The 15,428-nt window shown below is 65.2% G+C and carries 15 protein-coding genes; 2 read left to right on the top strand and 13 right to left on the bottom strand.

Features of this window, described 5'->3' with window-relative positions; all coding sequences use genetic code 11:
• Positions 1–36 precede the first annotated feature (36 nt).
• Positions 37–699, top strand: coding sequence for a GntR family transcriptional regulator (locus A5784_RS29690; protein WP_064948448.1), 663 nt, complete (start codon positions 37–39; stop codon positions 697–699).
• Positions 700–755: 56 nt separating this feature from the next.
• On the opposite strand, the gene A5784_RS29695 is transcribed toward A5784_RS29690, so the two are convergent.
• From A5784_RS29695 to A5784_RS29705, 3 genes are all read right to left on the bottom strand, one after another.
• Entirely contained in the window at positions 756–1,031 is a 276-nt protein-coding gene (locus A5784_RS29695) for a hypothetical protein (protein ID WP_156750851.1), read from the bottom strand.
• Between the two features lie 230 nt (positions 1,032–1,261).
• Positions 1,262–1,852 carry an aromatic-ring-hydroxylating dioxygenase subunit beta gene (locus A5784_RS29700; protein WP_064948450.1) on the bottom strand — a complete coding sequence of 197 codons (591 nt, stop codon included), beginning with the start codon at positions 1,850–1,852 and terminating at the stop codon, positions 1,262–1,264.
• Positions 1,849–3,192: an aromatic ring-hydroxylating oxygenase subunit alpha gene (locus tag A5784_RS29705; RefSeq protein ID WP_082945159.1), complete on the bottom strand. Its 1,344-nt coding sequence runs from the start codon at positions 3,190–3,192 to the stop codon at positions 1,849–1,851. Before A5784_RS29705 ends, A5784_RS29700 begins: the two co-directional genes overlap by 4 nt.
• A gap of 279 nt (positions 3,193–3,471) precedes the next feature.
• On the opposite strand from A5784_RS29705, the gene A5784_RS29710 reads away from it, so the two are divergent.
• On the top strand, positions 3,472–3,783 hold the full coding sequence (locus A5784_RS29710; protein ID WP_502687549.1) for an oxidoreductase: 312 nt from the start codon (positions 3,472–3,474) through the stop codon (positions 3,781–3,783).
• A 173-nt stretch (positions 3,784–3,956) separates the two neighbouring features.
• Here the strand turns inward: A5784_RS29710 and A5784_RS29715 are convergent, their stop codons facing one another.
• From A5784_RS29715 to A5784_RS29760, 10 genes are read right to left on the bottom strand one after another with little or no spacing between them, the layout of a single operon-like run.
• Entirely contained in the window at positions 3,957–4,814 is an 858-nt protein-coding gene (locus A5784_RS29715; RefSeq protein WP_064948452.1) for a 3-hydroxyacyl-CoA dehydrogenase family protein, read from the bottom strand.
• Positions 4,798–5,568 (bottom strand): enoyl-CoA hydratase/isomerase family protein, encoded by a 771-nt coding sequence (locus A5784_RS29720; protein WP_064948453.1) that lies wholly within the window; start codon positions 5,566–5,568, stop codon positions 4,798–4,800. The genes A5784_RS29715 and A5784_RS29720 overlap by 17 nt, the downstream gene beginning before the upstream one ends.
• Positions 5,565–7,502 carry a CocE/NonD family hydrolase gene (locus A5784_RS29725; RefSeq protein WP_064948454.1) on the bottom strand — a complete coding sequence of 646 codons (1,938 nt, stop codon included), beginning with the start codon at positions 7,500–7,502 and terminating at the stop codon, positions 5,565–5,567. Before A5784_RS29725 ends, A5784_RS29720 begins: the two co-directional genes overlap by 4 nt.
• Positions 7,503–8,321, bottom strand: a complete 819-nt coding sequence (locus tag A5784_RS29730; protein WP_064948455.1) for an ABC transporter ATP-binding protein — start codon at positions 8,319–8,321, stop codon at positions 7,503–7,505.
• Complete coding sequence (locus A5784_RS29735; protein ID WP_064948456.1) at positions 8,318–9,364, bottom strand: ABC transporter ATP-binding protein; 1,047 nt, start codon at positions 9,362–9,364, stop codon at positions 8,318–8,320. Before A5784_RS29735 ends, A5784_RS29730 begins: the two co-directional genes overlap by 4 nt.
• Complete coding sequence (locus A5784_RS29740) at positions 9,361–10,281, bottom strand: ABC transporter permease (protein ID WP_064948457.1); 921 nt, start codon at positions 10,279–10,281, stop codon at positions 9,361–9,363. The genes A5784_RS29735 and A5784_RS29740 overlap by 4 nt, the downstream gene beginning before the upstream one ends.
• On the bottom strand, positions 10,266–11,168 hold the full coding sequence (locus A5784_RS29745) for an ABC transporter permease (RefSeq protein ID WP_064948458.1): 903 nt from the start codon (positions 11,166–11,168) through the stop codon (positions 10,266–10,268). The genes A5784_RS29740 and A5784_RS29745 overlap by 16 nt, the downstream gene beginning before the upstream one ends.
• Before the next feature lies 1 nt (position 11,169).
• Positions 11,170–12,843, bottom strand: a complete 1,674-nt coding sequence (locus A5784_RS29750; protein ID WP_064948459.1) for an ABC transporter substrate-binding protein — start codon at positions 12,841–12,843, stop codon at positions 11,170–11,172.
• On the bottom strand, positions 12,840–14,270 hold the full coding sequence (locus A5784_RS29755; RefSeq protein ID WP_064948594.1) for an aldehyde dehydrogenase family protein: 1,431 nt from the start codon (positions 14,268–14,270) through the stop codon (positions 12,840–12,842). The genes A5784_RS29750 and A5784_RS29755 overlap by 4 nt, the downstream gene beginning before the upstream one ends.
• A gap of 5 nt (positions 14,271–14,275) precedes the next feature.
• Positions 14,276–15,427, bottom strand: coding sequence for an aromatic ring-hydroxylating oxygenase subunit alpha (locus A5784_RS29760; protein ID WP_064948595.1), 1,152 nt, complete (start codon positions 15,425–15,427; stop codon positions 14,276–14,278).
• Position 15,428 lies beyond the last annotated feature (1 nt).

Raw genomic sequence — 15,428 nt, forward strand, 5'->3', positions numbered from 1 at the left:
TCGCCGTATACCGCATCCGGGGTATGGTGCTGGTTTGTGCAGCGAATTGAGTGGGATCCAGGCCAACTCGTCAACGACGTTTACGAGCAGATTGTTGGCGAGCTGCTTTCGGGACGGCTTGCCCCCGGCGACCGACTGGTGCTGGACAAACTGGCCGAGCAGCTCGGCGTGAGCCGCACACCGGTACGTGATGCCTTACAGCGCCTGCTCGCCGAGGGGATCGTCGAACCCAGCGGCCGCAGAGGGTACGTCGTGCGCAATCTGTCCACGACCGACATCGCTAATAACTACGAGGCTCGGCTGGCGATCGAGGCCTATGCCGCCGAGCGCATCGCCGAACTCGGGGATGGTGCATTGGATGGCATCCGTCGGGCGTTGGCGGAGGCCAGTGCCCTCATGCCCCTGGATGATGCGCAATCGTCTTTCCAAGCAAACCGTATGATTCACCGCGCCATCGTGCAAGCCATTGGTAACACCTTGATGCTCACATGCTTTGACTTGATTTGGGGCCAAGCCATGTCAGGCCACATCTACCACGACTTCTTCGCCGCGGGGGGGTACGACAGTTTCATCGAAGACCACGAACAGCTGCTCGAAGTATTCGCGCAAGGCGACCCACACTTGGCGCGCGAAGCCATGCGCGCTCACATCATGAACGGCCGAGATCGAACACCCGCGGGCGGCCCAGTTGCCCGCTGAGAGCAATGCCGTCCCGGGGCACCCCGCCAGTTGTTACTCGACGTGCTAGACCGGGCCTACTTCACGGGACCAGATGCCGCCCACGGTCGCCAACTGTCCACCAGGCTGGACGCCCGAAGAATCTCGGCCCAATCATCCCGGTCGATCTGCAGCCACCGTGGATCGGTGCGGTTGTCGTAAACAGCCTGATCCCACACCGTGGCACCGACCACGGCATCGAGCAACCGCGACCGTCTCGCAAGCTGTCTACGCAACGACGTCACCTCTGCCCGCAAAGCCTCGGCGACCTGACGATCGCAGTCGCGTTGGCTCGTCGACATGGGAGTGTTCAAGGCGATATCCAATCATCTGACGGTCCACTGCACGCGGCCGTGAAACAGTCTGCGAGAAGCTAGTTCGTTAGGCAACCCGGGGATTGACATTGACGCAGCCGCGCCTGACGGTGGCTGTAATTGGGAGGCGCGTCCGGCGCCGGGCGTGTTTTCCTCTGAGCTAGCGGCGAAGACAACGGCGCGGAGCGCGCAGACGTCGACTTAATTCCAACACCGTAGCCATCGGCCGATCAGAGAATGATGGAGCTGCCGTGATGCGACAGGTCGGAATCCACCAAGTTGACCTGCTTGCTGACGATCTTCAAACCCCCTTCGCCGCTACGTACACGGTGGATGCAGTACCCGGCGTAATTGTCGCGGTGTCCACCACGCACCTCGGCAATGTTCACCACAGACCGTATGAGGTAGTCGCCGTCATCGGCGTCAATGACCTCTATGTTGGAGATGGAACGCACTGTGCGCGACCGCGGTATCTGACTCCAGATGAAAGCGTTACGCAACCAAATGATGCGGTCCTCGAGTCGGCGTCGGTCGTCGAAGGCGATGGTCACCTCGCGGTCGGGCTGACCGCCGCCGGGGGTGGCGGGCACCCAGTAGACTAGCTCGGGTACGAACATGTCGAGCCACTCCTCGAACTTGCCCTCGTCGAGCAGTCGAGCTTCGCGGTAAAGCAACGCTTCGCATCCACGCTGAACGAGCCGGTCGGGCCGGGTCACCGGCAGGTCCCATTGGTGCGCGTCTCGGACGATGCGCGCATAGAGCTCCGGGTTGATGTAGCGCGAAACAGCTGCCGGGTCGTCGCCGGCGGGGGTAACGGTCACTGAACAACTCCCCCGGATTCGACGTCCGACGACATGAGAGTGGCCCAGTAATTCCAGTACCCTCGCGCCGGAAGCTCGTCGGTGACTGGCCCGGTTACGACACCTCGCTCATCGTGCTGCTGACGGTCGGGCACGCCGAATCCGCGGTTGATCATTACCCAACGCACCTCCGGAACCGATAAACCCCGTTGGCACTCGTTAAAATTGGCAAGGTCGTCGGGCTCGCCGAATGAAAGAAAATCCTCCTGGTGGCGCATCCGCATCGTCGTCAACGCATCCGATACCTCAGCTGAAGACGTCGCATACCAACGTAATTCAGTGCGATCGACGGCAATCGGTTCCAGTACTTGAATCTGGCTTCCGATGAACAGCAGGTTAGGAAAGATCGTCAGGTTCATCTGTGCACCGACGGTGAGGTCCAGTCGCGCTTCAGCATCCTCTGATCCCTCGGCTCGAATGAGGGCTTCGTAGGTTTCACGGCCGGGCGCTGGTCGCTGACGTTCCCATAGGGATCCGGTACCGCTGTAGGCCGGTCGCTGATCGACGAAGATGTGCCCGTTTCCGAGATACTGAGCGTACAGCGGCCCCTCGTCGGGGCTCTCCGCAAAATAGCCCATGTCCTTTCCGTCGCCGTGGCGGGATGCCATCTGCAGCAGTGACCTGTGGGAGAACGCAGGATGATAGCCGTCAGCCGAATTATCAAGTGCCAGTTTCCAATTGGCCCGGGCCGTCAAGCGGTTGGCACCGTGTCTTGCCACCAGCCGCCCACCAGGAAACCGGTTGATCCATGCGTCGATGAGTTCCGCGGCGGGTCCGAGGTAGTCGCTCAGTGCTTGGACTCCGTGGTTCAGACTTGCGAAGATGAAACCCCGATAAGTGTCCACCTTTGCCCGTTGAAGCGGAAAGTCAGCCGCAGCGAAGTCCTCGCCGTAGCCCGCGGGCCACGGCACACCTGTGAGGTCTCCATTGCTGGCGTACGCCCACCCGTGGTACGGGCAGGTGAACCGCTTTGTTCGGCCACTGTCCACGCGGCAAACGGTCGCACCCCTGTGCCGGCATCGGTTCACCAACACGTGCGGTTCGCCCGCCGAATCCCGTGTCAGGATAAGCGGGCGTCCGCCCACCGTTCGTGTCACGAAGTCGTGCGGAAGTGGAATCTCGCTGGCGTGGCCAACGTAAACCCACACTCTGCCGAATATGTTGCGCATCTCGGCGGCGAAAACGTCCGCGTCGGTGTACGCCAGGCGATCCACGCGGTCCTCGAGCACCAGATGGCCGTAACCCCCTTCCGGTTTGGCAGCGTCACCCTCGGTAACAAGGTCAGGGACTTCGGTAGACATAGCAACCTCCTCTGCGTGCACCGTATACGAAACACGGGATGCAATCAATCTAAACCTCGGAAAAGTCTTTGCGTCATCCGTCGATGACCTCTGAGCCGACCGCGTCGGCGCTATGCGATAAGACCGCAGCGAGCCCTGGCTGGCCGCTGAACCATCCCGACCGTTCTGCAGAACCCAAGGTTGTCAACGCCCTGGCCGGTCCATGCCACCGATGTGACCACAGTGCACGACCCTAAAGTGATTGAGTCACATGGGTAAACGCCAACGCGATTGCGTTGGATGCGGCGCCCCGGTTGCCGTGAACCTGTCGACACTCCGCCTGCTGTCCGATTCAGGACTTGTTACCGGCGATACAGCCTCTACCACGAAGAGAAAGCCATAGGTGGGATCTCACTGACCATGATGTGCGGCTCGGCGGTGGTCGCCCCGAACAGCCCGGCGGCCTTCGGCAATCTGCACCTCTACAAGGATGAGATCGTGCCGTGGCTACGCGAATTGGCCTACGGGGTGCACGAGCACGGCGCAGCCGTCATGTGCCAGGTCACCCACCTCGGCCGTCGCACGTTTCACGAACACCTGTCCGGTCGTTGAGGATTGGCATTCGGCTGGCCGACGAGACGTCATGGGCAAGCCGACGCTTGAAGTACCGCACGTCGTTGGCTAGGCCCATCGCTTGATCAACAGGAACGATACGCTCACCGACCTGGGCTCCCATTGGCTACGCAACACTCCCTGCCGTGGACGGGTACTGCAACTCTGCCACCTCAATCTTCGCAATACGTGTAAAACCCGCGGCCGGCTTTGCGTCCGGTGTGCCCTCGACTCACGAGTTCGCGCAGGATCGCCGGTGGCTCGAACCGTTCGCCCAGGGTGCGGGCCAGGTGCTCGGCGATGCCCAGGCGGACGTCCAGCCCGACGATATCGGTGAGCGCCAGCGGCCCGACCGGATGTTTGTAGCCGAGCCTCATGGCCGTGTCGATATCGGCCGCTGAGCCGACACCCTCCTCGACCATGCGCATGGCCTCCAGCGCGATGGCCACACCGAGCCGGGAGGTCGCGAAGCCCGGCGAATCCTGCACTGTCACTGCCTGCTTGCCCAGGGCGGCGACCCAGCCGACCGCCTCGGCGGCCAGACCCCGATCCGTCCGGCAGCCGACCACGATCTCGACCAGTTCACTGGCCGGCACCGGGTTGAAGAAGTGCAACCCCAGGAAGCGCCCGGGGTCGGTGAGCACCCCCGCCAGCGTGTCGATCGACAGCGATGAGGTATTGGACGCCAGCACGCAGTCACGCGGCACCGCCGCCTGCACGGTCGCCAGTACATCGGCCTTGAGTTCGGCGATCTCGGGGACCGCCTCGATCACCAGTTGCCGGTCCGCGAAGGCATCGATCGTGGTGACGACCGAAACGCGTTGCAGCACAACATCGACCGGTTCGGCGAGGGCGCCGCGATCGGCCGCGGTGTGCACCGATTCCACGATTCGCGCATGGGCGGCGCGCGCGCCGTCGACATCCGTCTCGCGGACCACCACATCACAACCGCTCAGCAGGAAGGCATGCGCGATGCCGGCTCCCATGCGGCCGCCTCCCACCACACCGACGCGATCAGGAAGGACGGGCATGGCTCTTCTTCTCCAGGAAATCTGTCATCCGCCGGTGCTTCTCCGCGCTCTCGAACAGCACCGCCTGGGCCATGTTGTCGGCCACCGGATGCGCCGACTCGGGCATCTGCATCAACGCCTTGGTGAGCCGGACGGCCGCCGGGGCGCCCTCGGCGATGCGCTCGGACAGCCGCAGCGCGCACGCCACCAGGCCGTCCGCCGCGACGATCTCCGTGATCAACCCTGCCGCAAGCGATTCCTGCGCGTCCAGGATGCGGCCGGCCAGCAGCACCTGTTTGGCGATCGGTTCACCGATCAGGGCGGCCAGCCGCCAGCTTCCCCCCGCCGCGGCAGCGATCCCCAAGCCCACTTCAGGATTGCCGAACCGCGCCGCCGGGGTGCCGATGCGGAAGTCGGCGGCATACGCCAACTCCGCCCCGCCGCCGAGCGCCCAGCCGTCCACGGCGGCGATCACCGGCATGGGCAGGTGCGCGATCCGGCGGAACAGGAAGGAGTTGATGCCCGCGAGTGCGTCGCCGCTGCGCCGCAGTCGCATCTCGTTGAGATCCGCGCCCGCGGCGAATACGCCGCCTGAACCGGAGAGCACCAGGGTGGCAGGTCGTGCTTCCAGCTGTTCGCAGACGCGGTGCAGTTCTGCGGCCATCCTGGCGTCGATGCAGTTGCGCTTCTGTGGACGCGACAGCTCGACGTGTACGCCGTGACCGTGGTCGGTGAGGTTGAGGGTGGTGAAGGGGGCGGTCTGTGTGTCGGTCATCCCAGATCTCGTTCGATGGTTTTGTGCCAATGCTTCTCGGTGACCAATCGATCACCTTCGAAAGCCTCGACGTGCACGTGCAAATGCAGATGGGTGGCATCCAGCCGCAGGGCCAGCGTGGACTGAGTGCCGGTCGCAGCCTCAGGAAACTCCACGTCGAACCGGGCGAGCGCGTCGACCCGCTGTGCGAAGCTGCGGGTGTCCACCTCGACGGCGCCGGCATAGTGTTCAGCGCAGCCGAATCCTTTGCTGCTCATCCATTTTCCGCCGTGTTCGATGCGGCAGGTGGTCGTGCGGGCCAGCACGTCACGTTCGATGGCCCAAGTGACGCCGTCGCCGGTCGGCAGTTCCGCGGGGACGACGTGCGCCAGTTGTGGTTCGTCCAGGCTCTCCAGTTCGGGTAGTACCGACAGCATCAATCGCGAAGCCGCCCTGTCGATCTCCAGGGTGACGGGTTCGGGAGGCAGCGCCGCATTGGGCCAATCCGCTCCGGATACCGCCAGCCTTAGCACGTGGCCCGGATCCAGGCTCCACGCCGTCGCTTCCAGTTCCACGTCGACGTCCACCCACTCGCCCGGCACCAACGGCACCGGGGGGCCGCCGTGTCCGCCACGGTGGGTCAGGTTGAGGAAGCCACGAGTAATCAGCGCTGTCGTTCCGTCGGGAAAGACGTCGCACAGTTTCGCCGACACCGAGGCCACCGGACGGTCGGCACGCACCCGCAACCGCAACACCGAGTGACCGTACAGATGCAGCTCTCCAGTGGCGAGGTCCCACGTCAGCGAGCCCGCGTTGTCATAACGCTGATCGGTGGGCTGGCCCCACGGCAGCGCTCCGGCGCAGCTGTTCCAGGCGGCAGTGCCGATATCACCGATCACCGTGTGTGACACCACCCCAGCGCCGAGGTCGACGTCGAGGGAAGTGCAGTCGGCGAGCGGGAAACCCGGATGGGCGCGCCATGTTCCGCGGATCTGCGCGAGGTCGGGTTCGGGACGGGTGCTGCGCCGGTGGAACACCGCAACGGGCGGTTCCCGGTCGATACCGTTGTCGTCTCCACGCAGCCACCGGCCGAACCACCGTGCCATCTCTGCGGTGAGGTCGACCCACGGGCCAGGTAGCGACTTCTCGGTGCCCATATGGCTCCACGGCCCGATCAGCAGCCGCCAGGGCGTTCCGACCTCCTCCAGCGCTGCGGCGGTGCGGAAGGTGTTGTTGCGGTAGCCATCCGCCCATCCGGCGACGATCATCGTGGGGCAGGTGATGCGGCTGTAGTCGGGACGTAATGATCCCTGCAGCCAGTAGTCGTCCCGGTATTGGTGCTCCCGCCAGGTGAACAGCCACGGTTCGTTGGTCTCTACGCGATGGCGCCATTCCTGCCGCCAGTCCCCCGGCCATAACGAGGGCACCGGCGGCATGGCGTTCATCGCGATCATGAACGAGGGGTAGTCGACCAGATCCAGCAGCCGCAACGTGCCGCCGATGTTGTGGATATCGTCGGTGTATCGGTCATCCGATGAGTACACCGGCACGATCGCCTTGAGCGCGGGCGGCCGCGTCGCCGCAAGCTGCAGCGAATTGAACCCGCTGTATGACCATCCGAACATGCCAACGGCGCCGTTGGACCACAGCTGGCCGGCAAGCCAGGCAATGACGGTGTTCAGATCCTCCAGTTCCTGCGCCGGATATTCGTCGACCGCCGCACCGCCGGACGACCCCGTGCCGCGGACGTCGACGCGGCAGACCGCAAAACCGTATTCGATGGCGAGTCGCTCGTAGTGATCGCGCTCGAGCATGTCGTCTTTGCGGTACGGCAATGCCTCGAGTAGGGCCGGCACCGGTTCGTCGGTGACGGGGCGGTAAAGCGTGGCGGCCAGTGTGATGCCGTCGGACATCGGAAGGGCGATATCTTCGCGGCTGAGGCGGTAATCCGTCATCTAGGCGGGGACCTCGACGTGGCGCGCTCTGGCGAGTGGACCGGACAGTTTGCGGGTATGGGGCGACGATCCGAGCACGGCAGACAACAGTTTCTGGGTGTACGGGTGGGTGGGCCGGGTGGTGACCTCGGCCGCGGATCCCGCCTCCACGACCTTGCCGCGGCACATGACCGCGACCCGGTCGCTGATGCGTCGGACCACGTCGATGTCATGAGTGATGAACAGATACGCCAGCCCGCGCTCCCGTTGCAAGGTCAGCAGGAGGTTGAGGATCTGCGCCTGCACCGAGACGTCGAGTGCCGATGTCGGTTCATCGCACACGATCAGCTCAGGCTCACACGCCAACGCACGGGCGATGGCGATCCGCTGGCGCTGGCCGCCTGAGAACCCCGTGATCCGGGAGTTCAGGTCGATGTCCTTCATCCCGCACAGATCGAGCAGTTCGCGCACCTTGTCGCGGCCGCCGTTGCGGTAACGCCGTTGCGCCCGTAGCGGTTCGGCGACGACCTCGCCCACGGTGAACCTGGTGTCCAGCGAGTCGTAGGGGTCCTGGAGCACCACCCCTACAGAGCGTTGCAACGCCCGGGCGGCCCGGCCTCGCCGTGGCCGCGGCCGGCCACCGAACAGCACGCTGCCGGAGTCGGGTTTCTCCAGACCCGTCACGATCCGCGCCAGGGTGGACTTGCCAGAGCCGGATTCGCCGACCAGGCTGGTGGTTTGGCCGCGTTGCACGGCCAGAGACACCTCCTCGAGAACGGTGATACCTCCGAATCGTTTGGATACCGACCGGATCTCGACGATCGGCAGGGTGTCGCTCACTGTGTCACCTCGGTTTCGAGTTCGAGCGGATGGTGGCACGCGGTCCAGTGCCCGGGCGTCAACTCGGCAGAGCGGGGTATCTCGGTGCGGCACTGATCGTCGGCGGCGTGGCAGCGCGGCGCGAACGGACATCCCGCGGTCCCCGCCCGGGAGGCGGGATTGCCCGGTATCGAGCTGAAGGGTTCTTTCAGGCCTGCGCTACGGCCACTCGCGAAGCACTCAAGCAGTTTCTGCGTATAGGGATTGCGCGGATCGTCGAAAAGCGAGTAGGCGTCGCTGATCTCCAGCAGTTGCCCGCCGTAGAGGACGGCCACCGAGTCGGCCATCTCCGCGACCACCGACATGTCGTGGGTGATCCACAGGCAGGTCAACCCATTGCGTTCCTGCAGATCGACGATCAATGCCAGGATGTCGGCCTGCACGGTCACGTCTAGCGCGGTCGTCGGCTCATCGGCGATCAGCAGCGCAGGTTCGAAGGCCAGCGCCATCGCGATCATCACCCGCTGCCGCATTCCGCCGGATAGCTGGTACGGGTACATCTGCGCCACCCGCTCGGGATCGTGGATATTGACCTGTTCCAGCGCGGCGATCGCCTTCTGCCTTGCAGCCCTGCGGGATTCGCCGCCGCGCACGGTGAAGATCTCGCCCACCTGCCTGCCGATCCGCACGACCGGGTTCAGCGCCGCTAGCGCGTCCTGGGCCAGGTAGGCGACGGTGCGGCCGCGCATCCCGCGCAGGTCGGCACCCTGTAACCCGAGCACGTCCACCTCACCCACGCTGATCACGCCCGAGTCGACGGTCGCCTCCCTCGGCAGTAGCCGGCTGGCCGCCAGTGCGATGGTGGATTTGCCCGAGCCCGACTCCCCCACCAGGGCCAGGGTGGTGCCCGCGGCGATGTCGAAGCTCACGTCGCGCACCGCCCGGTGGTTGCCGTACGACACCGACAGATTGCGGACCATCACATCCGATCCCAATGCCCGTGCCGGCTTTTCCGGTCCGGATGTGATCGCTGATCCTTCGACGTTCACGGTCGCACTGTTCATAGCACTCCTACCTTTGCCCGTGGGTCGATCAGCGCCCGCACGATGTCCGCGCACAGATTGCCGAGCACCACCACGACCGCCGCCACGATGACGGTGCCCATCAACACCGGCCGATCGACATCGGCGAACGCCTGGACCTGCAGGGCACCGATGCCGGGCCAGCCGAAGATCGCTTCTACGAACACCACTCCGGAGAACATGATCGCGATGTCCATCCCAAGCATGGTGACCGACGGGGGCAACGCATTGCGCAGCACGTGCCGAAGCACGATGTAGCGTTGCGGAAGGCCTTTGGCCACAGCTGTTCTGGTGTAGGACGCAGCGAGCGCATCCTTCATGCCATCGCGTACCAGGTTGGCGTAGTAGGGAGCACCGAGCACACCCAATGTCACCGCAGGCAACGCCAGATGCGACCACCCGGTGCCGCCGTCGACCGGGAAGACGGGGAACAGATAGCCGAACGTGAGCAGCAGCAGGTAACCGAGCGCAAAGGCGGGGATCGACAGCAGCGCCACGTTGATCGCGGCCAGCGCCCAGCTCCTGTTCTGCCGCAACGCTTCCCATAGCCCCAGGCTCGCGCCGAGGACGATCTCGATCATCAGGGCCGCGAGCGCGAGCATCGCCGTCGCGGGCAGGCGCTCCAGGATGAGGTCGGCGACCGGTCGGTTGCGCGTATAGGACTCGCCGAGATCACCCTGCAGCACCGATGTGAAGTAGTTCCACAATTGTGTCGGCAGCGGATCGTTCAGGTGCAGCCGGTCCCGGATGCCGGCCAGCAATTCGGGGGTCGCCTTGGGGCCGGCGATGGACCGCGCCGGGTCACCCGGCATCAGGTACTGGATGACGAAGGTCAACAGGATGACCAGCGCGATGGTCAGGATGCCGTAGAGCACCCGCTGGGTCAGATATCGAGCCATGAGTGCCGCTCCGAAAGTGAGTTGCGCCGGTTGATGCCCTCGGCGATAAGCACGAAGGACAGCACGGTGAGGATCGTGAGGGTCAGGGGCACCAGCAACAGATGCGGTGCGTAATCGATGGCGGCCGAGCCGCTTTGCAGCAGATTGCCGAGCTCGGGTTGGGGCGGCTGGATGCCGGCCCCCAAATACGACAGGCCCGCGCCGATGATCACCACGGCAGCGCCGTTGAGTGCCGCGATGTTCAGCAGCACCGTCGAGATGTGCGGCAGCACATGCCGGCGCAGGATGGTGAAGCGGTTGACCCCGTGCACCGCGGCCGCCTCTACGAAGCCGCGATTCCTCAGCCGCAGCACCTCGCCGTACACCAGGCGGGCGGTCCATGCCCAGTACAGGGCGGTGACCACCACCACGATGCCCCACATGCCGCGGCCCACGATGCTGGCCAGGGCAAGTCCGGACAACACGATCGGGATGGACAGGAAGACGTCGACGATACGCATCAGGGCCTGTTCGACGAACGACCCGAAGAAGCCGGCGAGCAATCCCACCACCGTGCCAAGCAGCACGGAGGTGACGTTGGCGACGACGGCGATGATCAAGGTGGCGCGCAGGCCGGCCGCGCTGCGCGCCAGCATGTCCCGCCCCAGTGAATCGGTCCCGAGGAAGTGGCCTGGACTGAACGGACCCAGCGGTGAGCCGAGATCCGTCAGGCCGCCCTTGTGCATCGTGTAGGGCGAGCCGAAAAGCGGCACGGCCAGGGCGAACACCACCAGTACGGCCAGCAGACCTACGCCGAGGTAGAGCACCCTGCTGCGTCGGACGGCCCTGGCCGGCTCATCGACGACGCCGCTTTCCTCCCGCACCGCGGCGGCAATCAATGTGCTCATCTCACACCCACATTCGGTCGTAGTAGCTGCCGGTCTCGCACCGGAGGTGGTAGTTCTGCACCCGCGGCGATCGCATCGACACGAAGTTGAGGCTGCCGGTGAACACCCCTGGTGCGTCGTGGGCGACGATGGCCTCGGCGTCGGCGAGGTGAAGGTTGCTTTCCTCGACGGTGAGGCTGCCCTGTGAACGCGCGACCAGCTCGTCGACCTGCGGGCTGGAGTATTTCTGGTAGTTAGACGAGCCCGCCGTGGTGAAGTTGCCGCCCAACAGATCCAGACCGGTGGGTTGCACCTGGAAGTAGTTGCGGCCGAACACATCCGCCTCACCGTTCTCGACGGCCGTCCAGAACGCGGCGTTACTCAGGGTAGTGACTCGTAGGTCCACCCCGATCGGCGCCCACTGCTGCTGAAGCACCTGGCTCGCATTGATCCAGTAGTCGTCCTCGTTGCAATAGAAGCTCAGGTTTAACGACCCGACACCTGCTTCACGCATCAGGGCTTTGGCCCGCTCCTGATCGAAGCTGTACGGGGTGACCGTGCGGTGGTAGTCCGGTTCCCGTTCCGGGATCACCGCACCCCAGGAGATCTGCAGCCCCCTGGAGAATTTGGCCAGCTGATCGCGGTCGGTCGCCCAGTTGAGAGCCTGGCGCACGCGGGGATCGGCGAGCTTGGCCGAGGCCATGTTGATGGCAACCCAGGCGGCTCCCAGGGTGGGAATCGGAACGGTGTACCGCTCGCGCAGTTCGGTGTTGCCCTGCACCCGAGCCGCGATGCTCGGCGTGAGGCCCTCGCCGAGGATGTCCACGTCGCCGTGCCGCAACTGCAGGAACTGCAAGGCCGGCTCGATGCCCCAGCGGTAGGTTACCCGGTCCAGGAACGGCAGGCCGGGCCATGGGAAGTGCGGATTGCGCTCGAACACCGACCGCTGGTTGGTGGTGTCGTAGTCGGTGATCTTGAAGGGCCCGTTGCCCACCGGGGTGCGGCCGAAGCGTTCACCCAGCCGCTCGACCTCCTCCTTGGGCAGTGCCGCGGCGTACGGCTGGGTCAGTTGACCGAGGAAGGTGATATCGGGTGTGTTGAGTTCGACGCTCAGGGTGTGATCGTCGAGCGCGGTGACACCGGTCAGTTCGGTGCCGGTGCCGGCGGTGATCGCGTCGGCACCCTTGATGGATGCGAAATACGGTGCGGCCCAGGACTCTGTGGCGGGATCGAGCACCCGGCGCCAGGCGTAGATGTAGTCGTCGGCGACGATCGGTCTGCCGTTGTGGAACCTGAAATCCGGCCGCAGCCTGATCAGGTATCGCGTTCCGTCTGCGGAGATCTCGGGCATGGCAGCGGCAGCCGCCGGTGCCGCCCCGCCGCCCTGGCCCGCGAACCGGTAGAGGGGCAGGTACAGCAGGCTGGTCAGCGCTTCCCACGAGTGCAGGTCGTATCCGATGGCTGCGTCATACGAATTGCCCTCGGCCGTCCAGGCAGTCACCACAGATCCGCCGGGCCTGCCCTGTTCTACACTGCCGGGACCCGGCGGTGCCGCCGCGAGGCCGGACGGCGGCCCCTCCATCTGCGTTGCGGTCACCCCGGGGCGGCCACATGCCGAGCCCAGCAGCACGGCCAACGTGCCCACCCCGCCGACGCCCAGGAATCGTCGGCGGCTCACTGCGTCGAAACCGCTCATGAGGCCGCACCTCCGGGCATCAGCACGCTCTTGATTTCCAGATATTCCCGCAGGCCGGCGACACCGAGCTCGCGGCCGTTGCCCGACTGCTTATACCCACCGGTTGGGGCGAGCACGTCGAAGGGTGCCCCGTTGATCACCACCCGACCCGTCTTCAGCCGGGCGGCTATGCTGAGCGCCCGGTTCCGATCGGCTCCCCACACGGCGCCGCTGAGCCCGTAGATGGAGTCGTTGGCGATGCGCACGGCGTCGTCGTCGTCCTCATAGCCGATCAGCAGGGCGACCGGGCCGAAGATCTCGTCGCGCTCGATGGTCATTCCCGGCCGCACGTCGGCGAACAAGGTTGGCAGGACCCAGTTCCCGCCCCGGAGATGTTCGGGCACCTGATCATCGGCCGGCAGTCCGCCGACCACCAGCCGAGCGCCCTCGGTGACCGCGGCGGCCAGGAATCCCCTGACGGATTCGTACTGTGCCCGGTTGGCGATGGGGCCGATGTGCGCACCGGGCAGGCGCGGATCGCCGATCTGCCAACTCCTGGTGATCTCGGCCGCGATATCGACCGCCTCGTCATATCGGCTGCGCGGCAACAGTATCCGGGCGCACGCGGTGCACGTCTGGCCCGAGTTGAAGTACACGTTCGTCAGCGCGCCCGTCAGCGCCTCCCTGAGATCGACACCGTCGTCGAGGATGATGGCGGCGGATTTGCCGCCCAGTTCCAATCCGACGCGCTTGATGGTGTCCGCGGCGGCCGCGCCCACCCGGCGCCCCGCTGCGGTGGACCCGGTGAAAGACACCGCCGCGATACCGGGATGGCGTGAGATGGCCTCCCCCACAACGACTCCGTCGCCACATACCAGGTTGACGATCGCGACGGGGGCACCCATCTCGGCGGCTACCTCGCGGATCAGGTCGGTCAGTAGAACGGCGTCCAGCGGGGCTTCCAGGCTGGGTTTGAATACCACCGTGCAGCCGGCGGCCAGAGCGGCGGCGATCTTGACCGCGGCCAGGTACAGCGGGTAGTTCCATGGGGTGATGGCGCCGACTACCCCGATGGGTTCATAGCGGATCATTCCACTGGCCAGCGGTTCCTCCCAGGGAAATTCACGCGCGATGCCGGCGTAGGAGGCGAACACGTCCACCGCCAGTTGAGTGTGCACGTCACGGGCGTTGTCGACCGGTGCACCCATCTCGGCAGTGATGACCGCGGCGAAATCCTGCAGCCGGTCGGCGATTCGCCTCGACACCTCATCGAGCAGGTGAGCCCGGAACTCGGCGGTGGTCTCGGCCCACCACGCCGCCGCAGCGGTCGCCAGCTCGACGGCACGGTCGACGTCGTCGGCCCCGCCCGCCCGCACGTGGCCGGCCACCGCTCCGGTGGCCGGGTTGATTACGGCAACGTCTTGCCCGCGCACCAGTTCCACGGTCATGGCCGTCACGCCTTCGGGGCCGGGGTCCGCCCGGTCAGCTTGTCCAGCAGCCACGCCTGGTAACCGGCGATCAGCTTCTCGGATTCCAGCATGATGCGGCCCTGTTGCACTGCGCCCGAACGGATTCCATTCTGGACCGACTCGACGAGCACAGTGTCCTCGGCACCCACCGCGTTGTCGAAGACCATCATGTCGTCGATCCATTCCTGGGTGACATCGGGGCCGAAGTAGTAATCGAGGAAGCCGTGGCTGTTATCCGGCCCCATCGGTACGACCGGGCCGATGGACAGGTTCGGCAGTCCTGGGTTGATGTTGACTTTCATGTTCGGGAACAGTGCGAAGTACCGCCCCTCGGGTACGGCACCGTCCCGCCCGGTGTAGCCGAGCTCCGGCGCAGCCCCTGGATTCGGCTGCCGGAGCGGCCCGTTCTGCCACGCGTGGTTCGAGCCGAGCACCAATCGGTAGGACGCCATATCGGTGTCCAGGACGTGGCTGAAGCCCGGATGGGCGGTGGGACAGTGGTAGCACTCCAGGTAGTTCTCGATCGCGACCTTCCAGTTGCATCGCAGGTCGTAGCTGACCCTGAAGTGGAAGCGCAGGTTCTCGACATCGATGCCGGCGCCCGCGGTGAGGGCCGGCACATCAGCCAGCTGGGTTTCCAGCGGTTGAGCATCCGGATCGAGGTTGCCGAATAGGAACGGGCCCCACTTCGCGGCCGAGGCCCGACGCAGTCCGAGTTCGGACTGCGGGAATCCGGTTTCCGATCTCGACCGCGGCGCGCCCTTGAGGCTGCCGTCCAGACCGTATGTCCATGCGTGGTAGTGGCATTGCAGAGTGCGGCGCTGTCCACACTCTTCGAGGACCACCTTCGCGGCTCGGTGCCTGCAGACGTTGTGGAAAGCACTGAGGAAACCGTCCCGGTCCCGCACGACGACGATCGGACGGCCCGCGATCTCGGCCGTGATGAACTGTCCGGGCTCGGTCACGTCGGCGGCCCGGCCGATGTACTGCCAGGTGCTGGAGTAGATCAGATCCAGCTCGGCGGCCATCACCGCAGGATCGGTGTACCAGGACAGCGGCAGGGTCTTGCCCTGTTCAAGATCGTGGCCGATGCGCGCCGCGTCCTCGGGGGTCAGCGCAAAAGTGTTGCCGTTCATG

It is taken from the genome of Mycobacterium sp. 852013-50091_SCH5140682, from assembly GCF_001665685.1.
In the GTDB taxonomy this organism is placed as follows: Bacteria; Actinomycetota; Actinomycetes; order Mycobacteriales; family Mycobacteriaceae; genus Mycobacterium.